This window comes from Pseudomonas sp. P867 (assembly GCF_019891455.1).
GTDB classification, from domain to species: Bacteria; Pseudomonadota; Gammaproteobacteria; order Pseudomonadales; family Pseudomonadaceae; genus Aquipseudomonas; species Aquipseudomonas synxantha_A.
Genome location: NZ_JAFLXB010000001.1, coordinates 410353 through 434994, shown reverse-complemented (window position 1 = coordinate 434994; position 24642 = coordinate 410353). Strand labels below are relative to the sequence as shown.

The window sequence follows — 24642 nt, the reverse complement described above, 5'->3', positions numbered from 1 at the left end:
CGTGTCCTGTACATCAGCCACAGGATGCTAGCGGGTATGGCAAATATCTATCCAAACCTGTCATGGTTGACAGGTTTTAACTGCGCAAAAATGATTTAGCCTCCCGCTCGAGATTGCTTTAGCTCGCGAACCGCTTACGCAATACCTGGGCGCACGGATGAAATTTTAAATGGAGCTTTTCACTATGACGGACCATAGCGCTGTACAACCAAACCTTTGTATCTCGACAAAAATCCTGGAACTGGAACAACTCGACAGTCCAAGTTTAAGAAAGCTGATCAGCGGGCAAGTGCTTGCCATTCGAGTGCCCGACTTCGCCAACGAAAAAACCAGCGCACGGCTGATTCAGAGCATCAGCGAAACCGCCACGCTGGAACAATACAGCCACGAAACCTACGAGGGCGGGCACGTCGTACAGCACTTCTATGGCGTGCATCGCTGGGGCACGCCGTTCAATTCCACCTATGGCAAGGTTGCGGGCAGTGATGCCCAACGCAAGTATTACGCTGACGCTGCCCATATGCGCAGCCTGATCGACCGTATTTGCGCCCCGCAACAACCGCCCATTCAAGACTTGATGGAGCAGTTCCAGAGCATTTGGCCGCAAGGCGCACAAGCCGCTGCATTCCAGGGCCAACCGATGTTCTGCGGGATTATCCGCGCCATGTTTCCCGAGACGGCGCACCTCTCGGAAACGGTTCCCCATGTTGATTGCCTGCCCCTGTCGATCGCGGAACTGGAACACCAATTCAGCGCCAATATTTATCTGGAAACGCCGCCATCAGGCGGAGAGTTGATCATCTGGGATACCGAGGCCTTTGCCTATGCCGAGGTCAAGCGTTTCGAAGGTGCGCAGCTACCCGAGGAGCGCTTGCAAAAGCCGTTGCGTATCCAGCCGCGCAAGAACGAATTGGTGATCATCAATACTCGCCGTCCCCATGCCATTTGCGGATTCGAATCGGGCAAACGTATCAGCATGCAGTCGTTTATCGGCTATACCGCTGGCAAACCGTTTTATTTCTGGTGCTGATACTTTTAACCCTCTTGCAAATGGACATCTTTTTATGACCCCCGAAGAATTCCGTCGCCATGGCTACGCCATGATCGACCTGATCGCAGACTATCGAGAAAACATCGAGCAACGCGGCGTGCAGCCCACCACGGTGCCCGGCGAAATCAAGGCCGCCCTGCCAGCGAGCCCGCCTGACAGCGCCGAACCGTTCGAACAGATCATGGGCGATGTCGAAAAGCTGATCATGCCCGGGCTGCTGCATTGGCAGCATCCGAGTTTTTTCGGCTTCTTCCCTTCCAACGTGGAGCTGTCTTCGGTGCTGGGCGATTGCCTGAGCACTGGCCTGGGTGTGGTGGGCTTGTCCTGGCAATCCAGCCCGGCCCTCACCGAAATCGAAGAAGTGACCACCGATTGGCTGCGCGACATGCTCGGCCTGAGCAGCGCCTGGAGCGGCGTGATCCAGGACTCCGCGTCCACCTCCACCCTGGTGGCCCTCATCAGCGCCAGGGAGCGCAGCTCCGATTACGCGCTGATGCATGACGGCCTGCAAAACAGCGGCGCACCCCTGATCGTCTACACCTCGGCCCACGCCCATAGCTCGGTCAACAAGGCGGCGATCCTGGCCGGATTCGGCCAGAACCATATCCGCACCATCGCCACCGACCAACACAATGCAATGTCGCCCCAGGCATTGGCGCACGCCATCGAACAGGACCTGGCCGCCGGCAATCGCCCCTGCGTAGTAATTGCTACCACCGGGACCACAGCCGCCATGGCGATCGACCCTCTGGATGCGATTGGCGACCTGACACAACGCCACGGTGTGTGGCTGCATGTGGACTCGGCCATGGCCGGCGCTGCGATGATCCTGCCGGAATGCCGAGCACTGTGGCAGGGCATCGAAAAAGCCGACTCCCTGGTGCTCAACCCGCACAAATGGCTGGGCGCGGCCTTCGATTGCTCGGTGTACTTCGTGCGCGACCCCGAGCATTTGATTCGCATCATGACCACCAACCCGAGCTACTTGCAGTCCAGTGCCGACGGCCAAGTCAGAAACTACCGCGACTGGCGGATTTCATTGGGCAGCCGCTTCCGCGCCCTGAAGCTGTGGTTTCTGATACGCGAACAAGGCGTCAGCGGCTTGCAGACGCGGCTGAGGCGCGACCTGGCCAATGCACGCTGGCTGGCTGAACAGGTCGAAAGCAGCGCGCAATGGAAACTGGTGGCCGCGCCAGCCCTGCAAACCCTGTGTATTCGCCATGAACCGCCAGGGCTGAACGGTGAGGCGCTGGATCAGCACACGCGGGCCTGGGCAGAAAAACTCAACCAGTCCGGTCATGCCTATGTCACCCCCGCCGTCCTCGAAGAGCGCTGGATGGTGCGGGTGTCCATCGGTGCATTGGGCACCGAGCGCCAGCATGTCGAACGGTTATGGACGCGGCTGCAAAGCCTGGTCGCTGAAACGCTGCCAAAGTAGCTCCCTCGCCACGGTTTAATGCTCGTCTGCTGTGTCTAAACAGACACCCGCGCACGGCGCATCCAGCGCTCGAACGCCATGGCATTCAGTGGCCGGCTGATCAGGTAGCCCTGGGCCGTGTCGCACTGCCAGTGCTTGAGCAGGGTGAGGCTGTGCTCGAACTCCACCCCCTCGGCCACGACCTTGAGGCCCAGGTTGTGGCTCATCTCGATGGTGGAGCGCACGATCACGCCGTCGCCGCTGGTGCTGTCGAGGTTACGTATAAACGACTGGTCGATCTTCAACTCCTGTACCGGCAGGCGCTGCAACTGCGCCAGTGATGAGTAACCGGTACCGAAGTCGTCCACCGACAGGCTGATGCCGCAGCCGCGCAGTTGTTCCAGCACGCTGAGGGCTTGCTGTGGATTGTGCATGATGGCGCTTTCGGTGATTTCGAAAAGCAAATGCTCGGCGCTCACCTCGTATTGGATCAATAGCGCAGTGACGCGAATGGCCAAGTCGTCATCGACCAGGTCGTTCACCGAGATATTCACCGACAGTTGAATCACCAGGCCACGCAGCGCCCATTCGGCAATCTGGCGGATGGCCTCTTCAATCACCCATAAGGTCAGGGGCCCCATGCTGCCGGTGCGTTCGGCCAGGGGAATGAATTCTGTGGGCGACACTTGCCCAAGGGTCGGGTGTTGCCAACGCAACAAGGCTTCCGCCTGGCCCACATGGCCGTGCTTGAGGTCAAGCTTGGGCTGATAGCACAGGAACAACTCGCCTTCGACCACCGCCCGGCGCAGATCGCGGATCAGGGTAATCTGGCGTTGGTGAGCGAGGTCGCGATCAGGCTGGTAGATCTGCAAATGCCCCGGCATGGTGGCCGCGTCATGTCGAGCGATGGCGGCGCGGTTGATCAGTTCCTCGACCTGCTGACCGTCTGCGGGATACGCGGCAATACCGATGCTCACTTCATGACGCACTTCATCGTTACCGATGCGCTGGGGTTCGGTCAGCAGCCCGTACACGCGGTCGGCACGGGCGACGGCGGAGTCGATTTCGGTGTTTTCCAGCAACAGCAGAAACTCACTGCCGGCAATGCGCGCGGCGGTGTCGCTGGCCAGCAGGCTCATGGACAGGCAGCGGCTGGCTTCGCACAACATTTCTTCCACACCCTGGGGGCCGAAGCCTTCGTTGATGACCCGATAGTTTTCAATCCCCAGGTACAACAACACCACCGGCCGCCGCGCACTGATCGCACTGCCCAGACGCTCCATGGCCAGGGCGCGATTGGGCAGGCCGGTGAGCGCATCATGCAAAGCGTTATGGGCCAACTGTCGTTCGCGCACGGCGATGCCGCTTTGCATGGCATTGAAAGCGCGGGCCAAGAGGCCGAACTCATCGTGGCTGCGCACCCGCACCGGCGTGTGGTAGTCACCGGCGCCGATCCGCTCAGCGGCCCGCACCAATGCATTGAGCGGGCGTGATACACGCCGCGCAAGAAATAACGCCGCCCCCAGCGAGACCAACAGCACCGCCACGGCAATCACCAGAAACTGCCGGTCCAGCGGTGCGAAGGATTCCAGGGCGTGGTCCAGCGGGCTTTGCAGCAACACGCGCACTTCATCGCCTTCGCCGCTATTGGCCAAGGGCAACACCTGGCTGAGCACGCGCTGGCCATGGAACCCTTGGACCCGCGCCTGCGGATCGATTGACGTACCCAGCAGCAGGTCGATAACGCTCGGGCGCAAACTGCCCGGCTGGGTCGTGAAGAGCTGGCCGACATGGCCGCCTTGTACGCTGAGAAACGACACCTCAAGGTTGCTCATGGAGCGCAACTCATGGGCAAATTGCGTATCCATGGGAAAGCCCATGATCACTCGGGCGATGGGCGCGGGTTCAAGGACTTCCTTCTGCACCAGCAAGTAGGGGCGCCCAGCCATGGCGACGATCAGCATTTGCTGGCCGCTGCGGCGCGCGCTGCGCAATGCATTGGCATAAGGGAACGCCTCCCCTTGCGTCATCGCCAGCAAGGTACTGACCATGACCCTGTCATCCAGGCCCAACACGAACACTTCGCTGGAATTGACCCCCGTACCGTGGCGTCCCAGGGCCTCCAGGATCGGCACGGTTGCGCCACCGGCCACGGCCTGCTTGAACGGGCCATCGATGGTGAGCCAGTCCAACCCATATTGCAGGCGGCGGCCGCGCAGGTCCAACAAGCGCTCGAACACCTGCCGCCCAGTGTCCAACTGCACCTGGGCCTGGTTCTCCACGGCGCGGGTAGTAGCGGCCTTGACGGCGAAATACGTGGCCGCCACGACCACCAGCAACAACAGCGCCAGTACTCCGGCAATCCGGGTTTGAAAGGTGTGACGCCACTGCAATGCCGCACCCGCCGGCCGCGCTCGGCGTTCTGTGCGGTGCGTTGCGTCTCTCATATGCATCCCTGCCGGTTGCTGAGCTGGCGTCAAAAAAACGTCCATCCTTAAAGAGAATTTTGTTTAGGCTAGATTAGCTTGGACAATGCATAAGTAAACCCAATAAATACGGCACCGTTATCGTCATATTATTGACTAGGGCACTGAGGCAGCGTCATTTTGGTAATTTCATGCAATATGTTGCTATCTCACCCCCACCATTGAAACCACCGCTCCCCCGCCCCATCTAACCTGCATACTCCCTTATGCAGGTGCCCCATGAGCGACCAGCAAGACGTCCCTGATTACGACCTCAACGATTACGCCGACCCCGAAAACGCAGAAACCTCCTCGTCCAACACCGGCCTGGCGCTTCCTGGGCAGAACCTGCCGGACAAGGTCTATATCATCCCGATCCACAACCGGCCGTTTTTCCCGGCGCAAGTGCTGCCGGTGATCGTCAATGAAGAGCCGTGGGCCGAGACCCTGGAGTTGGTGAGCAAATCCGACCACCACTCCCTTGCCCTGTTTTTCATGGACACGCCGCCTGAAGATCCGCGGCACTTCGACACCTCGGCCCTGCCGCTGTACGGCACCCTGGTCAAGGTGCACCACGCCAGCCGCGAGAACGGCAAGCTGCAATTCGTGGCCCAGGGCCTGACCCGTGTGCGCATCAAAACCTGGCTCAAGCACCATCGCCCACCGTACCTGGTGGAGGTCGAATACCCGCATCAGCCCAGCGAACCCACCGACGAGGTCAAGGCCTACGGCATGGCGTTGATCAATGCGATCAAGGAACTGCTGCCGCTCAACCCGCTGTACAGCGAAGAGTTGAAGAACTACCTCAACCGCTTCAGCCCCAACGACCCGTCGCCGCTCACCGACTTCGCCGCTGCCCTCACCTCGGCGACAGGTAATGAGCTGCAGGAAGTGCTGGACTGCGTACCCATGCTCAAGCGCATGGAAAAAGTGCTGCCGATGCTGCGCAAAGAGGTCGAAGTGGCGCGGCTGCAAAAAGAACTGTCTGCCGAAGTGAACCGCAAGATCGGCGAGCACCAGCGCGAATTCTTCCTCAAGGAACAGCTCAAGGTCATCCAGCAGGAGCTGGGCCTGACCAAGGACGACCGCAGTGCGGACGTCGAGCAGTTCGAGCAGCGCCTGGAAGGCAAGGTGCTGCCGGCCCAGGCGAAAAAACGCATTGATGAAGAATTGAACAAACTGTCGATCCTGGAGACCGGCTCGCCGGAATACGCCGTCACGCGCAACTACCTGGACTGGGCTACCTCGGTGCCGTGGGGCGTGTACGGCGCAGATAAGCTCGACCTCAAACACGCGCGCAAGGTGCTGGACAAACACCATGCGGGCCTGGATGACATCAAGAGTCGCATCCTCGAATTCCTCGCGGTGGGCGCCTATAAAGGCGAAGTCGCCGGTTCCATCGTGCTGCTGGTAGGCCCGCCGGGCGTGGGCAAGACCAGCGTGGGCAAATCCATTGCCGAGTCCCTGGGCCGACCGTTCTACCGTTTCAGCGTCGGCGGTATGCGCGATGAGGCCGAGATCAAGGGCCATCGCCGCACCTACATCGGCGCCCTGCCCGGCAAGCTGGTGCAGGCACTGAAAGACGTGGAAGTCATGAACCCGGTGATCATGCTCGACGAGATCGACAAGATGGGCCAGAGCTTCCAGGGCGATCCGGCATCGGCGTTGCTGGAAACCCTGGACCCGGAGCAGAACGTCGAATTCCTCGACCACTACCTGGACCTGCGCCTGGACCTGTCCAAAGTGCTGTTCGTGTGCACCGCCAACACCCTGGACTCGATTCCGGGCCCGTTGCTGGACCGCATGGAAGTGATTCGCCTGTCGGGCTATATCACCGAAGAAAAAGTCGCCATCGCCAAGCGCCACCTGTGGCCCAAACAGTTGGAAAAAGCCGGCGTCGCGAAAAACAGCCTGACCATCAGCGACGGCGCGCTGCGCGCGTTGATCGACGGTTATGCGCGGGAAGCCGGGGTGCGTCAGTTGGAGAAGCAACTGGGCAAACTGGTGCGCAAGGCAGTGGTCAAGCTGCTGGATGAGCCCGACAGCGTGATCAAGATCGGCAACAAGGACCTGGAAAGCTCCCTGGGGATGCCGGTATTCCGTAACGAGCAGGTACTGTCCGGCACCGGCGTGATCACCGGCCTGGCCTGGACCAGCATGGGCGGCGCCACATTGCCGATTGAAGCAACGCGTATCCACACGCTCAATCGCGGCTTCAAGCTCACCGGGCAGTTGGGTGAAGTGATGAAGGAATCCGCCGAAATCGCCTACAGCTACATCAGCTCGAACCTGAAGTCGTTTGGCGGTGATCCGAAGTTCTTCGACGAAGCCTTCGTGCACTTGCACGTGCCGGAAGGCGCCACGCCGAAAGACGGCCCGAGTGCGGGTGTGACCATGGCCAGTGCGCTGCTGTCGCTGGCACGCAACCAGCCGCCAAAGAAAGGCGTGGCCATGACCGGCGAACTGACCTTGACCGGGCATGTGCTGCCGATTGGCGGGGTGCGTGAAAAGGTAATTGCAGCGCGGCGCCAGAAGATCCACGAGCTGATCCTGCCGGAGCCCAACCGTGGCAGCTTTGAAGAGTTGCCGGAGTACCTGAAGGAAGGCATGACAGTGCACTTCGCCAAGCGCTTTGCCGATGTGGCGAAGGTGTTGTTCTGATCCTTCCCTAAATAAAATCTGCTAAATAAGCTGACACTAATAAAAATCGGGTATTAACAACTGTTAACTCTAACAGTTGTTAATACCCGACACTTCCCAATACTGGACAAGATCTGAAAGATCACTGTCCAGCAAAAGGGAAAAATGATGACTAACAATTCACGTGTTGATCAGTTCGTAATCGGTAACTTTACAGCCACTGTCGGTAATGTGCAGATGAAAGTCGCCAACGCGTCGATGGCATACCACGCGCACACCGTTCAATTTAACGCTCTTCAAGAGTACGGCTCGCCAGACGATCCCAAGTACAGCTCCTTCCATGTGGTGATCAATAGTCAAACCCCGCCGGGAAAGTACTCGTATCCTGAAGACAAAGGGTTGAGTCGTTTAAATTACGCCGAGCTTTACCCCCTCCCCGTTTTCTCAGCAGAAATCACTGAAGGAACCTACGAAATCATCACTGATAAAAGTGGTGATTACACCCTCTCCTTTGACGTGGTGCTGGGGGCGCTGAACAAATTGCGGGCAACAGGCAAGTTCGAATTCTCTGCGCGATAACTTATACGAAAAATCACGAACTGCTCTGGCAGAGCCCCAACCGTGGGAGCGTTGAGGCGTTGCAGGAGTAGTTGAAGGACGGCATGACAGTGCACTTCGCCAGGCGCTTTGCGGATGTGGCGAAGGTGCTGTTCTGATAGAGCTCTAGCGCCTGAACCGGCCTCATCGGGGGCAAGCCCCCTCCCACAGGGAACCGGCGTCGTGAATGACAACGCGGTCAAATGTGGGAGGGGGCTTGCCCCCGATGGCGTGAGTGGCCGCGACACATACCCTGCTTGTCACACCCTGCCTCATCTTCGGTTATGCTCGCCCTTCGTCGTGTATAAACGGAGCCTCCATGACCGCTGCCCGCCTGCTTCTCCCCTTGAGCCTTGCCCTGTTGGCCGCGTGCGCCAGTGCACCGAAGCAAAACGTTACCGTGGACAACCAGAGCGCCTGCCCGCTCCAGCTTAAAACCAATCAGAACCTGATCCTCACCTTGCCCAGCAATCCCACCACCGGCTACCGCTGGGCCATCCAGGACTCCGCTGGCGGTGTTCTGCGCGCATTGAGCCCCGAGGTCTATAGCAGCGCCGAATCCGGTGTGATCGGCGGCGGTGGTCAATCGACCTGGCGCTTCCAGGCATTCGCCCCAGGGCAAGGCCGTTTGCGCCTGACCTCCCAGCAACCCTGGGAGCCGGAAGCCGAACCTGTCGAAACCTTTGACTGCACCATTACGGTGAACTGATATGCCTTGGCTGATCCTTGCCTTGATGGGCGCCGGTACCTTTATCTACGGCCTGGCGACTCACGCGACGCTGCTGTGCCTGCTGGTCAAGCCACTGCCGGTTCTGGCGCTGCTGGGTTGGCTGCATGACGCACCGCCTACCGACTATCGACGCTGGATCAGCCTGGGGTTGATTTTTTCCGTGGTGGGCGACGTATTGCTCGCCTGGCCGGGGGACCTGTTTATCTTTGGCCTGGGCGCATTTCTGTTTGCGCATCTGGCTTACCTCAAAGCCTATTTCAGCGACTGTCGGCGCCTGGCAATAGTACCGCTGGTGCTGGCCCTGGCTGTCGGGGCGATCCTGCTGGGCATCCTGATCTCCCACGGTTTAGGCGAGTTGCTGATACCGGTGGTGGTTTACGCGCTGGTGATCAGCGCCATGCTCTGGCGTGCATTGGCAAGGTTGGGCAGCGCGGTACCGCAACGCTCGGCACTGCTGGCGGCAGCGGGTGCGGTGTCGTTTGTGTTTTCCGATACGTTGATCGGTATCAACCGGTTTGTATTGGCCTTCGATGCGGCGCCCTATTTGTTGATCGCTACTTATTGGCTCGGGCAATGGGGCATCACCGCCTCAGCTTTCCATCAGACAACCCGCGCATCCGACGACCAACTTGGCTAAAATGCCGGCCTTTCCCCCTCGTCGCCGGAACAACCGTGAGCAAAGAACCCGATCGCCTATTCGCCCAGCCCCTGCCCCAGGTGCCGGACTTCGCCTTTAACGAGGATGTGGTGCGGGTGTTCCCGGACATGATCAAACGCTCGGTACCGGGCTACCCGACCATCGTCGAGAACCTCGGCGTGCTGGCCGCGCAATTTGCCCAGCCGGGTAGCGTGCTGTATGACCTGGGCTCGTCCCTGGGTGCCGTGACCCAAGCCCTGCGTCGCCATGTGCGCACCGATGGCTGCCGGGTGATCGCGGTGGACAACTCGGCGGCGATGGTCGAACGTTGCCGCGAATACCTCAACGGGCAGGACTCGATGTTCCAAGAGCTGCTGCCGGTCGAGGTGATCGAGGGCGATATCCTCGCGTTGCAATTTCAGCCTGCATCGGTGGTAGCGCTGAACTTCACCCTGCAATTCATCGCCCCTGACGAACGCCTGGCGTTGCTCGGGCGTATCCGCCAATCGCTGCTGCCGGGCGGGGCGTTGATCCTCTCGGAAAAGCTGCGCTTTAACGATATTGAAGAACACGCACTGCTGACCGACCTGCATATCGCGTTCAAACGCGCCAACGGCTACAGCGAACTGGAAATCGCCCAGAAGCGCAGCGCCATCGAAAACGTCATGAAACCCGACAGCCTCGAAGAACACCGCGAACGCCTGCTGGCGGCCGGGTTCTCGAAAGTCGTGCCGTGGTTCCAGTGTCTTAACTTTGCCTCGTTGATTGCCTTGCCATGATTGATTTATCCCCCCTCGCCCGCCATCTGGTCGGCACTCCTTTGGCCGTTTGGGCCCAGGGCCTGCAAGCGCAGCTCGACAGCAAGATGGAAAAAGGTCATGGCGACCTGGAGCGCTGGCAGAGTGCTTTGGACGCACTGCCGAAGATCCAGCCCAGCGAAGTCGACCTGTTGAACGGCCTGGTGCTGGACACCGATTGCGACGACGAAACCCGCGCCCGGATGCACTCGGCACTGATGGGGCTGAGCCCATGGCGCAAAGGCCCGTTCCACCTGTTCGGCGTGCATGTGGACACCGAATGGCGTTCGGACTGGAAGTGGTCGCGGGTTGCGCCGCACTTGAACTTGAAGGGCAAACGCATCCTCGATGTGGGCTGCGGCAACGGTTACTACATGTGGCGAATGCTCGGCGCGGGCGCCGACAGTGTGATTGGCGTGGACCCCAACTGGCTGTTCTTCTGCCAGTTCCAGGCAGTGCAACGTTACCTGTCTGAGCCCAAAGCCTGGCACCTGCCGTTCCCGTTCGAAGACTTGCCGGCGAACCTGGAAGGCTTCGACACGGTGTTCTCCATGGGCGTGTTCTACCATCGCCGCTCGCCGATCGAGCACTTGCTGGCGCTCAAAGACACCCTGGTCAAGGGCGGCGAGCTGGTCCTGGAAACCCTGGTGGTGGAAGGCGATCAGCAGCAGGTGCTGGTGCCGGAAGACCGTTATGCACAGATGCGTAACGTGTGGTTCCTGCCCTCGGTGCCGGCGTTGATGTTGTGGCTGCGCCGTGCAGGCTTCAGTGAGGTGCGGTGCGTGGATGTGAGCGTGACCACGGTTGAGGAACAGCGTGGAACAGAGTGGATGAAATATCAGTCGCTCAGTGACTTCCTCGACCCCGAAGATCACAGCAAGACCATCGAAGGGCTGCCGGCGCCGATGCGGGCGGTGATCATCGCCAAAAAGTAACTGAACAAATAGAGAGCCAAATGTGGGAGGGGGCTTGCTCCCGATAGCAGTATGTCAGTCACCTATTGGTTAACTGACCCACCGCTATCGGGAGCAAGCCCCCTCCCACATTGGAACTCCTGTGTTGGCTAGAGTGATGGCTTGGCCCGGCGAGCCTTGAAGAACTCGCTCAACACCGTGCCGCACTCCTCGGCCAGCACGCCGCCTTCAAACAGTACCTTATGGTTGAGAAAGCCCTGGGTAAAAAACTGCCCCTGGCTCTGCACAATCCCGGCCTTGGGCTCCAGTGCGCCATACACCACCCTTGCGATGCGTGAATGCACGATCAACCCGGCGCACATGCTGCACGGTTCCAGGGTCACATACAGCGTGCTGCCCACCAGGCGATAGTTGCTGATGGCTTGCGCAGCGGCGCGGATCGCGACCATTTCGGCATGGGCGCTGGGGTCGTTGCCGCTGATCGGGCAATTGAAACCGCGGCCGATGATTGCACCATCCTGCACCAGCACCGCGCCCACCGGCACTTCGCCCAGTGCGGCGCCTTGGGCGGCCAGGGCGAGGGCTTCGCGCATAAAGTCCTGGTCGCGGCTGCGGTCGATAATCGCGCCGGGGCGAATCTGGCGCATCACGCCACCTCGATAGCGGCCATCAGGCCGGTTTCCATATGGTCGATCACGTGGCAATGGAACATCCACACTCCCGGGTTATCCGCCACCAGCGCCACACGGGCGCGTTCGTTCTTGCCCAGCAGGTAGGTGTCGGTGAAATACGGGATGACCTTGTGGCGGTTCGACGCAATCACCTTGAAGCTCATGCCATGCAGGTGGATCGGGTGCTGGTACTGGGTCATGTTCTTCAATTCAAAGATGTAGCTCTTGCCCTTTTCAAGCCTGGCAATCGGGCGGTCGGCACAGGTCTTGTCGGTGATGTCCCAGGCCTGGCCGTTGATCTGCCACAGGCTGGGTGGCTTACCGTTTTCGACATTGACCGACACCGAACCGACCCATTCGAAATTGAAGTTGAGTTTCTCGGCATTGGCCAGGTCCGGCTCGGCAACCGGGTTGGCCGGCAATGCCGGTGGCCACTGGGTAGGCGCATCGGTATTGGCCACCGAACGGAAGGTGCCCAGGCGCACCGGGCCGTTGCGGATCGACAATTCTTCACCCGCCGGCGGGGCCTTGATTGCCAGACAGATGCGCATCCCCGGGCCCAGCCAGTATTCCTTGCCCAGCGGGCGCGGCTCGATGGGGTTGCCGTCCAACGCGTAGATCTGCGCTTCGACGCCGGGGATGTTGAGGCGATAGGTCAGGGTGTTGTCGAGGTTGAGCAAGCGCACGCGAGTGATTTGCCCAGCGGGCAGGTCGATGACCGCCTGGGGCACGCCGTTGATGGTGGAGAGGCGCCCTGCAGTGCCGCCCCGCGCCGCTTCACGGGGGATACTGAACTCGACAAACGCACCTTCTTCGTCGATGTGCCAGTTCTTCAGGCTCAAGGTACGTTCGTATTTGAAACCGGTGGGTTCGCGCTCTTCCACAATCAATGGGCCGACCAGGCCACGGCCAAGTTCTTCGCTGCTGCTTACGTGGGGGTGATACCAGTAGCTGCCGGCATCGGGCACGCGAAATTGGTAGTCGAAATATTCCCCAGGCAGCACCGGCAATTGCGAAACGTAGGGGACGCCGTCCATTTCCAGCGGCAGGCGGATGCCGTGCCAGTGGATGGTAGTGGCGACCGGCAGGTGATTGATGAAACGTACCCGCAGCCATTCGCCCTGGCGCACGCGCAACTCGGTGCCAGGCGCCGAAGGGCCGAATGCCCAGGCTTGGGTCTTGTGCCCCGGTACCAGTTCCACGTCCAGGGGCGCGGCAATCAGTTGGTAGTCGCTTCCTGCGTTGGCATCGGCGACCTTGCCCAGCCAGTAACGATAGGCGCCACCGGCGCCCACACCGACGACTGCCAGGCCGGCAAGGCCACCGAGGATCTGTCGACGGGAAAACGATTGGGACACAGCAACCTCACGTATCTGCCGCAGGCCAAGGCCCGCAAAGGGCAGATACGATACACCTGCGTCGCCTAAACAGTAAGGCTTCGCATTGCCGCATGGCGCAATTGTGGATGTCGATAAAGATCAACATGTGGGAGGGGGCTTGCTCCCGATGGCGGTGGGTCAGCTAAAAACATGCTGACTGACACACTGCTATCGGGAGCAAGCCCCCTCCCACATTGTGAACTTCATTGTGGCTTATATTGTGTTTGCTCAGGTCCTGGCAGCCGCCAGAATCAAGGCTTTCATCTCGGCAACCGCACCCTTGAAACCGACGAACAGCGCATGGGCCACCAGTGCATGGCCGATGTTCAGCTCGTTGATGCCCTTGATCGCCGCCACAGCTTCGACGTTGTGGTAGTGCAAGCCATGGCCGGCATTGACGATCAAGCCTTCGTTGAGCCCGCAGTTCACGCCGTCGATGATGCGTTGCAGCTCGTCGGCCACTTCGGTCGGGGTGGTGGCGTCGGCGTAACGGCCAGTGTGCAATTCGATGGCCGGGGCACCGACACGGCGCGAGGCTTGGATCTGGCGTTCGTCGGCGTCGATAAACAAGGACACTTCGCTGCCGATCTTCGACAGCCGCTCCACCGCGGCCTTGATCCGCGCTTCTTGACCTGCGACATCAAGGCCGCCCTCGGTGGTCAGTTCCTGGCGGGTTTCCGGCACCAGGCAGATATGCGCCGGGCGAATGCGCTCGGCAAACGCCATCATTTCTTCGGTGACGCCCATTTCGAAGTTCATGCGCGTTTGCAGCACGTCCTTGAGCAGCAGCACATCACGCTCCTGGATGTGGCGGCGGTCTTCGCGCAGGTGCACGGTAATGCCGTCGGCGCCCGCTTCTTCGGCGTCCAGCGCGGCCTTGACCGGGTCAGGGTAACGGGTGCCCCGGGCCTGGCGCAGGGTGGCGACGTGGTCGATGTTGACGCCAAGAAGAATGCGATTGCTGGTGGTCACGGAAGCGCTCCTGAAAAGGGAAAGAATCGGTGCACAGCATACACGGGGATGTCAGGGCTTTCGAAACAACTCGCGACTGACCAGCGGTCGCCCGCCCAGGTGCACGGCAAGGGCCTGGCGCATCAGGCGCTTGGCGGCGGACAAGGCGCCCGGCGCGCTCCAGTCCGCGTCGCTCATGGCCAGCAGTTCGCTGCCCTGGAACAGCCCCGGCTGCAACAGGTACACGCGCTCAAGGCCCGCATCCACTTGCAGGCGGTACATGCCGTCGGCGGCGACGGGATCGCCGTGCAGGTCGTTGTGCAATTCAAAGCCATAGCCCAGGTCGTCGAGCAAGCGCCATTCGAAGGCGCGCAGCAGCGGTTCCAGGGGGCGCCCTTCAGCCAGGGCCAGCAGCGTCGCGGCGTAGTGATCGAAGACTGCCGGGTGCGGGTCTTCGGCGGGTAACAGCCGGATCAGCAGTTCATTGAGGTAAAGGCCGCTGAACAGTGCATCGCCGTTAAGCCAGGCAGAGGTGCCGACGCTTTCCAGGCGGCCGACGTTTTTCAGCTCGCCTTTGCCGCGAAACTCCACATCCAGGGCCACGAAGGGCCGCGCCAACGTACCTGCCTTGCCCCGTGCGCTGCGCAGCACCGCACGCAGGCGGCCTTGAGGCGTGAGGAAGTCCACCAGCGCGCTGGTCTCGCGATAGGCGCGGCTGTGCAGCACGTAGGCGAGTTGGCTGGGAGGTGGGGATTGAGACATGGGAACTCACTGCTGGAATGCAATTTTGAAAACCACACAACCTAATGTGGGAGGGGGCTTGCTCCCGATGGCGGTGGGTCAGTTAAACAAATAAGTGACTGACCCTCCGCTATCGGGAGCAAGCCCCCTCCCACATTTTTTCAGACCTGCGGTGTTCTTAAAGGTCGCCGTAGCCCAGTGAGCGCAACGCACGCTCATCATCGGACCAGCCGCCCTTCACCTTCACCCACAGGTTGAGCATGATCTTGGAGTCGAACAGCAGCTCCATGTCCTTGCGCGCTTCGGTGCCGATGCGCTTGATGCGCTCGCCCTTGTCGCCAATGATGATTTTCTTCTGGCCGTCACGCTCGACGAGGATCAGCGCATGGATATGCAAGGTCTTGCCCTGCTGCTTGAACTCTTCGATCTCGACGGTGATCTGGTACGGCAGCTCGGCACCCATCTGGCGCATGATTTTCTCGCGTACCAGCTCGGCGGCGAGGAAGCGGCTGCTGCGGTCGGTGATCTGGTCTTCCGGGAAGAAATGCTCGTTTTCCGGCAGGTAACCGGCGATCACGCGCTCCAGGGCTTCGAGGTTGTGGCCGTGCTGGGCCGAGATCGGCATGATCTGGGCGTTCGGCAGTTGTTCCTGCAACCAGGTCAGGTGCGGCATCAGCTCGGCTTTGTCTTCGATGCGGTCGGTCTTGTTCAACGCGACGATCAAGGGGCCGGTGACGTACTGCACACGCTCGAGAACCATCTGGTCTTCGTCGGTCCACTTGGTGCGGTCGACCACGAAGATCACCACGTCGACGTCTTTCAACGCCGCCGAAGCGGTCTTGTTCATGTAGCGGTTCAGGGCTTTCTCACCGCCTTTGTGCATGCCCGGGGTATCGACATACACCGCTTGCACGTTGCCTTCAGTCTTGATGCCCAGCATGTTGTGGCGAGTGGTCTGGGGCTTGCGCGAAGTGATCGCGAGCTTCTGGCCGAGGATGTGGTTGAGCAGCGTGGACTTGCCCACGTTCGGGCGGCCGACGATGGCAACATAGCCACAGCGTGTTGCGGTTGAATCAGTCATGGCCATTCTCCACGCCCAGGGCAATCAGTGCTGCAGCGGCCGCTACCTGTTCGGCAATGCGACGGCTCACACCCTGACCTCGGCTTTTTTCGTTCAATAAGGTGATTTCACACTCCACGAAGAACACGCGGCAATGGGGCTCACCCTGGATATCCACCACTTCGTAGCGTGGGAGTTCGCAACCGCGGGACTGCAGGTATTCCTGCAGGCGGGTCTTGGGATCTTTGTTGGTGTCGACCAGCGTCAGGCTTTCGATTTCAGAAGCCAGCCAGGCGACCACGCGCTCCTTGGCCGTCTCCATCCCTGCATCGAGGTAGATCGCGCCGATCAAGGCTTCCAGGGCATCGGCCAGAATCGATTCGCGACGGAAACCGCCGCTTTTCAACTCACCGGACCCCAACCGCAGGTACTCGCCCAGGCCGAAACCTCGGGCCAGCACGGCCAGGGTCTCGCCTTTCACAAGGCGCGCCCGCAGGCGCGAAAGCTGGCCTTCGCGCGCTTGAGGAAAACGCTCGAACAGCGCCTCACCGGCGGCAAAATTGAGGATGGCATCACCGAGGAATTCCAGGCGCTCGTTATTGCGCCCTGCAAAGCTGCGGTGTGTGAGGGCAAGGACCATCAATTCGGGGTCCTTGAAGGTGTAGCCGAGCTGGCGCTCGAGACGACTTAGAGAAACGGTCACGGTTTATCCATATCTAGTTGGTGGCACCGGCGGCCATCGACGATTGACGCAGTGTTCAAATTCACATCCTGGTTGGTGCTGCATGGGGCCGGACGGTTAATTGTCCAAACCCCAGAAAAGCATTCGGCGCTGTGTTCACAGCGCCGCCTGTATTACTTGATCAGCCCGACCCGCGAGAAGTTCGGCAGGTGGCTGAGCTTGGGTTCCGGCCAACTCATCCAGACCGCGAAGGCTTTGCCGACGATGTTCTCGTCGGGCACCATGCCCAGCAGGTCCTTGGGAATATTGGGGTCATCCCAGTAACGGCTGTCATTGGAGTTGTCGCGGTTGTCGCCCATCATGAAGTAGTGCCCGGCGGGTACTTTCCACTGGCCATCAGGCATTGCGCGGTAGCGGCTCATTTCCTTGCGGATCTCGTGCTCTACCGCACCGAGTTTTTCCTGGTACAGCTCGGCGCTGCCCAGGGTGTTCGGCTCGGCGCCCAGCAGCTTCTCGGCCACCGATTCACCGTTGATGAACAGGCGCTTGTCGCTGGTGTAGCGCACCACGTCGCCCGGCAGGCCGACTACACGCTTGATGTAGTTGACGTTAGGGTCGCTCGGGTAGCGGAATACCATCACATCGCCGCGCTGCGGGTCACCAACCTCGATGACTTTCTTGTCGATCACCGGCAAGCGGATCCCGTAGGAAAACTTGTTCACCAGGATAAAGTCGCCCACGTCCAGGGTCGGCTTCATCGACCCAGAAGGGATCTGGAACGGCTCCACCAGGAACGAACGCAGCACCAGCACGATGAACAACACCGGGAAGAACGACTTGCCGTATTCAACCAGCAAGGGCTCTTTGTTCAGCTTCTCGATCACCACCGCATCGGGCTGGCTGACGCTGCCCTGATAGGAAGCAATGGCCGACCGCCGACGCGGGGCGAAGAACACCAGATCGAGCAACGCCAGGAGGCCGCAAACGGCGACGGCGATAACCAGCAACAGCGGGAAATTTAGTGACATAGGACCTAACTATCCAACCTGAGCACCGCAAGGAAGGCTTCTTGTGGAACTTCCACGTTACCTACTTGCTTCATGCGTTTTTTACCGGCCTTTTGCTTCTCAAGCAGCTTGCGCTTACGGCTTACGTCACCGCCGTAGCATTTGGCCAGTACGTTCTTTCTGAGAGCCTTGACGGAAGTCCGTGCAATGATCTGCCCGCCAATGGCGGCCTGGATCGCAACGTCGAACATCTGGCGCGGAATCAGTTCTTTCATCTTCTCGGTCAGTTGGCGACCTTTGTAGTGCGCGTTGTCCTTGTGCACGATCAGTGCCAGGGCATCTACCTTGTCGCCGTTGATCAGCACATCCAGTTTCACCAGATTAGCCGATTGGTAACGATCGAAATGGTAATCCAGCGAAGCATAGCCGCGACTGGTGGATTTGAGACGGTCGAAGAAGTCCAGGACCACTTCGTTCATCGGCATATCGTAGGTCACTTGCACCTGGGTACCGAGGAACAGCATGTCGCGCTGTACGCCACGCTTCTCGATACACAGGGTGATGACGTTGCCCAGGTGCTCCTGCGGGACCAGGATATTGGCCCGCACGATTGGCTCACGCATGTCTTCGATGGCCGACAGATCCGGAAGCTTGGACGGGTTGTCGACGTAAATCGTTTCACCGGTTTTGAGCAACAGCTCGAAAATAACGGTCGGCGCCGTGGTGATCAGGTCCAGGTCGTACTCGCGCTCAAGACGCTCCTGGATGATTTCCATGTGCAGCATGCCCAGAAACCCGCAGCGGAAGCCCAAGCCCAGGGCGTCGGAGCTTTCCGGGGTGTACTGCAACGACGAGTCGTTGAGGGTCAGCTTTTGCAGCGCTTCGCGAAAATCCTCGAAGTCGTCGGAGCTGACCGGGAACAGGCCGGCGTAGACCTGTGGCTGGATACGCTTGAAGCCGGGCAGTACGTCGACGTCGGGCGTGGAGCTCAGGGTCAGGGTGTCACCCACCGGTGCACCGTGGATGTCCTTGATACCGGCGATGATGAAGCCTACTTCACCGGCTTTCAGATCAGTGGTGGCGGTGTGCTTGGGGTTGAATACACCGACGCTGTCCACCAGGTGGATCTTGCCGGTGGACTTGACCAGGATCTTGTCGCCCTTCTTCACACGGCCATGGCGCACGCGGACCAGGGAGACAACGCCCAGGTAGTTGTCGAACCAGGAGTCGATGATCAACGCTTGCAGCGGATCTTCGTAGTTGCCGGTCGGCGCGGGAATGGTGTGCACCAGACGCTCGAGTACTTCGTCGACACCCAGGCCGGTCTTGGCGCTGCAGGTGACGGCGTCGGTGGCGTCGATGCCGATGATCTTCTCGATCTCTTCCTTGACACGCTCAGGCTCGGCCTGGGGCAGGTCGATCTTGTTGAGCACGGGCATGACTTCCAGGCCCTGCTCGATCGCGGTGTAGCAGTTGGCAACCGACTGCGCCTCGACGCCCTGGCCGGCGTCGACTACCAGCAAGGCACCTTCACAGGCCGCAAGCGAACGGCTGACTTCATAGGTGAAGTCGACGTGGCCCGGGGTGTCAATGAAGTTCAGCTGGTAGGTGATGCCGTCTTTGGCCTTGTAATACAGAGTAACGCTGTGGGCCTTGATGGTGATCCCGCGTTCGCGTTCGAGGTCCATGGAGTCCAGTACCTGGGCTTCCATTTCACGCTCGGCAAGGCCGCCGCACATCTGGATGAATCGATCGGCCAGCGTCGACTTGCCATGGTCAATGTGGGCGATGATGGAGAAATTGCGGATATGACTCAAATCACTCACGGATCAACACTCAAAAAGGCTGCAGGCAGATTGCCCGCTGAAAAATAGCCGGGAATTGTACCTGATGCTCAGGCCAGACGTCATCTTTGCTGACCAGAACAAAAATGCCCCACTCACGAGAGCGGGGCATTTTTTGTGCATAAGCGCAGCTTCAACCGGCCCGACGCAGCAGCCAGAACCCGGCCACGGCGCAGATGGCCGTCGGCACCAGCACCGCAAACAGCGGCGAGAAACCGAACACCAGGCTCGACGGCCCGAGCAGATCCTGGGCGATGCGGAAGGTAAAGCCCACCAGCACGCCGGTAAATACCCGCTGGCCCAGGGTTACGGAGCGCAACGGCCCGAAGATGAAGGAGATCGCCATCAACACCAACGCGGCGGTTACCACCGGCTGCAGGACTTTCACCCAGAACGCCAGCCAGTAGCGGCCGTTGTTCAGGCCCTGGTCCTTGAGGTAATGGATGTAGCTCCACAACCCCGAGATCGGCAGCGCTTCGGGGACCATCACCACGGTGTTGAGCAGTTCCGGCTTCAGGGCGATATCCCACTGCTCGGTCGGTGCATTGACCACTTCAGTGCTGGCCTTGGTGCCCTGGCCCACATTGCGGAAGTAGGTGGTGGTGACGTCACTCAGTTGCCATTGCTCGGCATTGTATTGCGCGCGCTTGGCGAAGCTGGAGGACAGCATGTGCCGCTCTTTATCGAAGGTATAGCGCGTGACACCGATCAACAGGCCGCCTGGCTGCACGGCGTTGATGTGGATGAACTCATCACCCTGGCGGTGCCACAGGCCGTGCTTGGCGCTTTGCGCATCGCCCGAGCCCTGGGCCAGGGCGCGATTGGCCTGGGCGGTGGCTTCGGCCGGGGGCGCGACGTATTCACCGATCAGCACGCTGCACGCCATCAGCAGCAGCATCGGCTTCATCACCGCCCAGACGATACGACCAATGGAAACGCCGGCGGCGCGCATGATGGTCAGCTCGCTGTTGCTGGCCAGGGTGCCCAGGCCGATCAGGCAACCGATCAGCGCCGCCATCGGCATCATGTCGTAGAGGCGGCGCGGCGCAGTCAGTGCCACGTAGCTCAGTACATCCGTGACCGTGTAGGTGTCGGTGACGTTGCCCACTTCATCAATGAAGGCGAACAGCAAGGCCAGGCCAAGAATGATGCCCAGTACCGCCAGGATGGCGATCAGTACGCTGCTGCCTATGTAGCGATCAAGCTTAGCCACGGGCCAACTCCTTCAGGCCACGACGGCTCTTCATTTTCAAACGGATAGGTTCCCAATAGAGCAGCCCCAGGCCGATCAACAGGAAAACCCCGTGCACCCACCACAGGCCAAGGGCTGGCGGCAACTTGCCTTTCTCGAGGGAGCCACGGGCGGAAATCAGGATGGTCAGGTAGGCCATGTACAGCAGGATCGCCGGCAGCAGCTTGAGGAAACGCCCCTGGCGCGGGTTGACGCGCGACAGCGGCACGGCCATCAAGGTTACGATAAACACCAGCAGCGGCAAGGACAAACGCCATTGCAGCTCGGCAATGGAGCGCAGTTCCTGGCTGCCGAACAGCGATGCAGTCGGCAGTGCGTCGCGGTCGGTGACCTCGCCGCTGATCTCAGGCTTGGGCAGCATGACGCCATAAGTGTCGTACTTGATCGCCCGGTAGTCCGCCAGACCAGGGCTGCCGTCGTAGCGGTAGCCATTTTCCAGGATCAGGTAGCGGTTGCCGTCGGGGCGTATTTCCTGGCGCCCGCTATCGGCCACCAGAATAGTAATGCCACGGTCTTTCTGGTTCTGGCCGAGGTTTTTCTGGGAAATGAACACGCCACCGAGGTTGGAGCGGTCATCGGTCATGGTTTCGGTATAGGTGACCCGCGAACCGTCACTGAGCGCCTGGAAGCGCCCGGGCTCGAGGGTATCGAACTCGGTCATCGCATCCTGCTTGTTCAACAGCAGCTGGAACTGCATGGCGCCCTGGGGCGCCAGGCTCATGCTCAACCAGGCCACCACCAGGGCAACGCCGGCGGCCGGCACCATGGTCATGGCCAGCAAACGTTGCTGGCTCATACCGGTGGCCGACAGCACGGTCATTTCACTCTCAAGGTACAAGCGGCCATAGGCCAGCAATATGCCGAGAAACAGGCCAAGGGGCAGGATCAGCTGCAGCATCCCGGGCATCCGGTAGCCCATGATCAAGAACAACGACCCCGGATCCAGGGCGCCTGCGGCGGCTTGAGCCAGGAACTTGACGAAACGACCACTCATGATGATGACCAGCAACACCGCACTCACGGCACTCAGGGTCAACAGGACTTCGCGGGACAGATAACGGAAGACGATCAAACCAGACACTCCAGGGTTGTCAGGCTAAGGCGGCCAAACAAGCAAGCATACCGAGACGACCCGTTTATCACGGATCGGCTAAAAAGATGGCGCATTATCCTGTGATTGACCGCGCCTGTCACGGAGCTTACTCATGCGCACGCACAAAGCGTGCGCCAAGGGTTGTCAGGCTCCGCCGGCGAGGTTCAAACTGCGGCCTTTGTCCGCTGGCGGTTTACCAAGCTGCCGAGCTTCAAGCCTGAGTACAAACTCCAGGCTCACAGACCTTGATAAGGGACCCGAACATGGAATTGGTTGTAAAAAGCGTTAGCCCCGAAACGTTGAAAACCGCCACCCTCGTGGTCGCTGTCGGCGAAGGCCGCACACTCGGCGTCGCCGCCAAGCAACTGGACGAACTGAGCGGCGGCGCGATCAGCGCGATCCTCAAGCGCGGCGACCTGGCCGGCAAAGTCGGCCAGAGCCTGCTGCTGCAGAGCCTGCCCAACCTCAAGGCCGAGCGCGTATTGCTGGTAGGCGTGGGCAAGGACGCCGAACTGGGCGACCGTCCATTGCGCAAGATCATCAGCGGCATCCTTACCACCCTCAAGGGCCTGGGCGGCAGCGATGCGGCACTGGCCCTCGACGAAATCGTGATCAAGGGCCGTGACAGCTACGGCAAGACCCGCCTGCTGGCCGAGTCGCTGCTGGACGGCGGCTATATTTTCGACCAGTTCAAGAGCCAGAAGGCCGAACCCCGCGCCCTGAAGAAAATCACCCTGCTGACCATCAAGGCTGCCCAGGCTGAAGTTCAGCGCGCCGTGACCCACGCCCAGGCCATCGCCAACGGCATGTCGTTCACCCGCGACCTGGGCAACCTGCCGCCGAACATCTGCCACCCGACATTCCTGGGCGAACAGGCCAAAGCATTGGGCAAAGAGTTCAAGGGCTTGAAGGTTGAAGTGCTGGATGAAAAGAAGATCAAGGACCTGGGCATGGGCTCGTTCTATGCCGTAGGCCAGGGCAGCGACCAGCCGCCACGCCTGATCGTGATGCAATACAACGGCGGCAAGAAATCCGAGAAGCCCTACGCCCTGGTGGGTAAAGGCATCACCTTCGACACCGGCGGCATCAGCCTCAAGCCGGGCGCGGGCATGGATGAGATGAAATACGACATGGGCGGCGCGGCCAGCGTGTTCGGTACCCTGCGTGCCGTGCTGGAACTCAAGCTGCCGATCAACCTGGTGTGCATCCTGGCCTGTGCCGAGAACATGCCGAGCGGCGGCGCGGCCCGCCCGGGCGATATCGTCACGACCATGAGCGGCCAGACCGTGGAAATCCTCAACACCGACGCCGAAGGCCGCCTGGTGCTGTGCGACGCCCTGACCTACGCCGAGCGCTTCAAGCCCCAGGCCGTGATCGACATCGCCACCCTGACCGGCGCGTGCATCGTTGCCTTGGGCTCCCACACTTCGGGACTGCTGGGCAACAACGACGAACTGATCGAGCAACTGCTCAGCGCCGGCAAGGCTGCCGACGACCGCGCCTGGCAACTGCCGCTGTTCGATGAGTACCAGGAACAACTGGACAGTCCGTTCGCCGACATCGCCAACATCGGTGGCCCGAAAGCCGGCACTATTACGGCGGCCTGCTTCCTGTCGCGCTTTGCCAAGAACTTCAACTGGGCCCACCTGGACATCGCCGGCACCGCCTGGACCAGCGGCGGCAAGGACAAGGGCGCAACCGGCCGTCCGGTGCCACTGTTGACCCAATACCTGCTGGATCGCGCCAAGGCCTGAAACTGAAGATGCCGGGGCGACCATCCCGCCGCCCCGGTCTCAGGAACCGCAATGACCCAAGTCGACTTCTATATATTGCCCAGCGCCGATCCCCTCGCGCGCCTGGACTTTGCCTGCAAGCTCACCGAAAAAGCCTGGCGCATGGGCCACCGCATCTACCTGCATTGCAGCGATGCCGCCCAACGCGATGAGCTGGATGCCCGCCTGTGGCGCTTCAAGGGCGAAAGCTTCGTGCCCCACGGCCCCGCCGAATCCGAACCTGAAAGCCTGGTAGTCCTGGGTGTGGGCGACAGTTGCGGCGATCACCATGACCTGCTGGTCAACCTGGACCTGAAAGTACCGGCCTTTGCCAAGGCTTTTGCCCGCGTGGCGGAAGTGGTGGTGGAAGACCCGGCTATTCGTCAGGCCGCGCGGGAGAGTTTCCGTTTCTATCGCGAACAGGGCTATTCTCTGCAGGATCACCGGCTACAACGACTTTAGAGCACACGATGGACACTCCCAACCCGCTGAAAAAAGACGACCACCTGCTGGACGACCTGGAGTCGATCCGTCAGTTGCTGGGTGATGACAACCTGCAACCGCCGCTGCTGACCGAAACGGCCGATGGCGAGGTACAGATCCCGCTGCTGTTCGACATGGTCAGCGGCAAGCCTGCCGCGCCGGAACCTGTGGTTGCAGAACCCGCTCCCGCCGCAGAAAAAGCCCCCGATGCCCTGCTCCTGCACCTGGACAATGAACTGCGCGCCGCCGCGCAATTGATCATGCAGGATGTGATTGACGACTTTGCGCCGCATATTGAAGCCGAGATCAAGCGTCGGATGGATGCCCGGATGGAGCGGTTGCTCAGCCAGTACCAGTCCTAAACGACACTGATATTTCCTGTGGGAGGGGGCTTGCTCCCGATAGCGTTGTATCAGCCGATGATTCGGTGGCTGACACTCAGCAATCGGGAGCAAGCCC

At 60.4% G+C, this 24642-nt stretch carries 22 protein-coding genes; 11 read left to right on the top strand and 11 right to left on the bottom strand.

Annotation, left to right across the window (positions count from 1 at the left end):
- Positions 1 to 184 precede the first annotated feature (184 nt).
- Both J1G33_RS02040 and J1G33_RS02035 read left to right on the top strand, forming a co-directional pair.
- Positions 185 to 1030, top strand: coding sequence for a 2OG-Fe(II) oxygenase (locus tag J1G33_RS02040; protein WP_032877604.1), 846 nt, complete (start codon positions 185 to 187; stop codon positions 1028 to 1030).
- Between the two features lie 34 nt (positions 1031 to 1064).
- Positions 1065 to 2489, top strand: coding sequence for a pyridoxal-dependent decarboxylase (locus tag J1G33_RS02035; protein WP_223017628.1), 1425 nt, complete (start codon positions 1065 to 1067; stop codon positions 2487 to 2489).
- Positions 2490 to 2524: 35 nt separating this feature from the next.
- Here the strand turns inward: J1G33_RS02035 and J1G33_RS02030 are convergent, their stop codons facing one another.
- Positions 2525 to 4861, bottom strand: a complete 2337-nt coding sequence (locus J1G33_RS02030) for a GGDEF domain-containing phosphodiesterase (RefSeq protein WP_032877608.1) — start codon at positions 4859 to 4861, stop codon at positions 2525 to 2527.
- Between the two features lie 312 nt (positions 4862 to 5173).
- Here J1G33_RS02030 and lon point away from each other — a divergent pair, with 312 nt between their 5' ends.
- From lon to cmoB, 6 genes are all read left to right on the top strand, one after another.
- Entirely contained in the window at positions 5174 to 7594 is a 2421-nt protein-coding gene (gene lon, locus J1G33_RS02025; protein ID WP_032877610.1) for an endopeptidase La, read from the top strand.
- A 147-nt stretch (positions 7595 to 7741) separates the two neighbouring features.
- Entirely contained in the window at positions 7742 to 8152 is a 411-nt protein-coding gene (locus tag J1G33_RS02020) for a hypothetical protein (protein ID WP_148853380.1), read from the top strand.
- Positions 8153 to 8489: 337 nt separating this feature from the next.
- Complete coding sequence (locus tag J1G33_RS02015; protein ID WP_223017627.1) at positions 8490 to 8879, top strand: protease inhibitor I42 family protein; 390 nt, start codon at positions 8490 to 8492, stop codon at positions 8877 to 8879.
- A 1-nt stretch (position 8880) separates the two neighbouring features.
- Positions 8881 to 9537 carry a lysoplasmalogenase gene (locus J1G33_RS02010; RefSeq protein ID WP_103733385.1) on the top strand — a complete coding sequence of 219 codons (657 nt, stop codon included), beginning with the start codon at positions 8881 to 8883 and terminating at the stop codon, positions 9535 to 9537.
- A gap of 35 nt (positions 9538 to 9572) precedes the next feature.
- A complete protein-coding gene (cmoA, locus tag J1G33_RS02005; protein WP_223017626.1) occupies positions 9573 to 10316 on the top strand; it encodes a carboxy-S-adenosyl-L-methionine synthase CmoA in 744 nt (247 codons plus the stop codon).
- Positions 10313 to 11269, top strand: a complete 957-nt coding sequence (gene cmoB / locus J1G33_RS02000; RefSeq protein WP_032877614.1) for a tRNA 5-methoxyuridine(34)/uridine 5-oxyacetic acid(34) synthase CmoB — start codon at positions 10313 to 10315, stop codon at positions 11267 to 11269. The genes cmoA and cmoB overlap by 4 nt, the downstream gene beginning before the upstream one ends.
- 128 nt (positions 11270 to 11397) lie before the next feature.
- Here cmoB and tadA read toward each other — a convergent pair whose 3' ends face one another.
- The 10 genes from tadA to lptF form a co-directional block, all read right to left on the bottom strand.
- On the bottom strand, positions 11398 to 11895 hold the full coding sequence (gene tadA, locus J1G33_RS01995) for a tRNA adenosine(34) deaminase TadA (protein WP_078820361.1): 498 nt from the start codon (positions 11893 to 11895) through the stop codon (positions 11398 to 11400).
- Positions 11895 to 13277, bottom strand: coding sequence for a multicopper oxidase family protein (locus J1G33_RS01990; protein WP_032877616.1), 1383 nt, complete (start codon positions 13275 to 13277; stop codon positions 11895 to 11897). The genes tadA and J1G33_RS01990 overlap by 1 nt, the downstream gene beginning before the upstream one ends.
- A gap of 249 nt (positions 13278 to 13526) precedes the next feature.
- Entirely contained in the window at positions 13527 to 14270 is a 744-nt protein-coding gene (gene pdxJ / locus J1G33_RS01985) for a pyridoxine 5'-phosphate synthase (protein WP_148853384.1), read from the bottom strand.
- Positions 14271 to 14321: 51 nt separating this feature from the next.
- Positions 14322 to 15011, bottom strand: a complete 690-nt coding sequence (gene recO, locus J1G33_RS01980; RefSeq protein WP_005785148.1) for a DNA repair protein RecO — start codon at positions 15009 to 15011, stop codon at positions 14322 to 14324.
- 157 nt (positions 15012 to 15168) lie between these two features.
- Complete coding sequence (gene era / locus J1G33_RS01975; RefSeq protein ID WP_005785147.1) at positions 15169 to 16071, bottom strand: GTPase Era; 903 nt, start codon at positions 16069 to 16071, stop codon at positions 15169 to 15171.
- On the bottom strand, positions 16064 to 16753 hold the full coding sequence (rnc, locus tag J1G33_RS01970; RefSeq protein WP_005785145.1) for a ribonuclease III: 690 nt from the start codon (positions 16751 to 16753) through the stop codon (positions 16064 to 16066). Before rnc ends, era begins: the two co-directional genes overlap by 8 nt.
- 152 nt (positions 16754 to 16905) lie before the next feature.
- Entirely contained in the window at positions 16906 to 17760 is an 855-nt protein-coding gene (gene lepB, locus J1G33_RS01965; protein ID WP_032877618.1) for a signal peptidase I, read from the bottom strand.
- A 5-nt stretch (positions 17761 to 17765) separates the two neighbouring features.
- Positions 17766 to 19565, bottom strand: a complete 1800-nt coding sequence (gene lepA / locus J1G33_RS01960) for a translation elongation factor 4 (RefSeq protein WP_223017625.1) — start codon at positions 19563 to 19565, stop codon at positions 17766 to 17768.
- 151 nt (positions 19566 to 19716) lie between these two features.
- Entirely contained in the window at positions 19717 to 20796 is a 1080-nt protein-coding gene (gene lptG, locus J1G33_RS01955) for an LPS export ABC transporter permease LptG (protein ID WP_032877620.1), read from the bottom strand.
- Positions 20789 to 21907 carry an LPS export ABC transporter permease LptF gene (lptF, locus tag J1G33_RS01950; RefSeq protein ID WP_032877621.1) on the bottom strand — a complete coding sequence of 373 codons (1119 nt, stop codon included), beginning with the start codon at positions 21905 to 21907 and terminating at the stop codon, positions 20789 to 20791. The genes lptG and lptF overlap by 8 nt, the downstream gene beginning before the upstream one ends.
- A 284-nt stretch (positions 21908 to 22191) precedes the next feature.
- Between lptF and J1G33_RS01945 the strand changes: the two genes are divergently transcribed.
- The 3 genes from J1G33_RS01945 to J1G33_RS01935 are packed head-to-tail and all read left to right on the top strand — an operon-like array spanning position 22192 to position 24545.
- Positions 22192 to 23682 carry a leucyl aminopeptidase gene (locus J1G33_RS01945; RefSeq protein WP_032877622.1) on the top strand — a complete coding sequence of 497 codons (1491 nt, stop codon included), beginning with the start codon at positions 22192 to 22194 and terminating at the stop codon, positions 23680 to 23682.
- Positions 23683 to 23733: 51 nt separating this feature from the next.
- On the top strand, positions 23734 to 24162 hold the full coding sequence (locus J1G33_RS01940; RefSeq protein WP_005785137.1) for a DNA polymerase III subunit chi: 429 nt from the start codon (positions 23734 to 23736) through the stop codon (positions 24160 to 24162).
- An 8-nt stretch (positions 24163 to 24170) separates the two neighbouring features.
- On the top strand, positions 24171 to 24545 hold the full coding sequence (locus J1G33_RS01935) for a hypothetical protein (RefSeq protein ID WP_005785135.1): 375 nt from the start codon (positions 24171 to 24173) through the stop codon (positions 24543 to 24545).
- Positions 24546 to 24642: the final 97 nt, after the last annotated feature.

Excerpts from the sequence above, each read along its gene's own strand:
- era (WP_005785147.1), bottom strand. The coding sequence starts at position 16,071 with ATGACTGATTCAACCGCAACACGCTGTGGCTATGTTGCCATCGTCGGC.
- lon (WP_032877610.1), top strand. The coding sequence starts at position 5,174 with ATGAGCGACCAGCAAGACGTCCCTGATTACGACCTCAACGATTACGCC.
- J1G33_RS02040 (WP_032877604.1), top strand. The coding sequence starts at position 185 with ATGACGGACCATAGCGCTGTACAACCAAACCTTTGTATCTCGACAAAA.
- J1G33_RS02020 (WP_148853380.1), top strand. The coding sequence starts at position 7,742 with ATGACTAACAATTCACGTGTTGATCAGTTCGTAATCGGTAACTTTACA.
- J1G33_RS01940 (WP_005785137.1), top strand. The coding sequence starts at position 23,734 with ATGACCCAAGTCGACTTCTATATATTGCCCAGCGCCGATCCCCTCGCG.
- cmoB (WP_032877614.1), top strand. The coding sequence starts at position 10,313 with ATGATTGATTTATCCCCCCTCGCCCGCCATCTGGTCGGCACTCCTTTG.
- J1G33_RS02015 (WP_223017627.1), top strand. The coding sequence starts at position 8,490 with ATGACCGCTGCCCGCCTGCTTCTCCCCTTGAGCCTTGCCCTGTTGGCC.
- J1G33_RS01945 (WP_032877622.1), top strand. The coding sequence starts at position 22,192 with ATGGAATTGGTTGTAAAAAGCGTTAGCCCCGAAACGTTGAAAACCGCC.
- tadA (WP_078820361.1), bottom strand. The coding sequence starts at position 11,895 with ATGCGCCAGATTCGCCCCGGCGCGATTATCGACCGCAGCCGCGACCAG.
- J1G33_RS01935 (WP_005785135.1), top strand. The coding sequence starts at position 24,171 with ATGGACACTCCCAACCCGCTGAAAAAAGACGACCACCTGCTGGACGAC.
- recO (WP_005785148.1), bottom strand. The coding sequence starts at position 15,011 with ATGTCTCAATCCCCACCTCCCAGCCAACTCGCCTACGTGCTGCACAGC.
- J1G33_RS02010 (WP_103733385.1), top strand. The coding sequence starts at position 8,881 with ATGCCTTGGCTGATCCTTGCCTTGATGGGCGCCGGTACCTTTATCTAC.
- J1G33_RS02035 (WP_223017628.1), top strand. The coding sequence starts at position 1,065 with ATGACCCCCGAAGAATTCCGTCGCCATGGCTACGCCATGATCGACCTG.
- lepB (WP_032877618.1), bottom strand. The coding sequence starts at position 17,760 with ATGTCACTAAATTTCCCGCTGTTGCTGGTTATCGCCGTCGCCGTTTGC.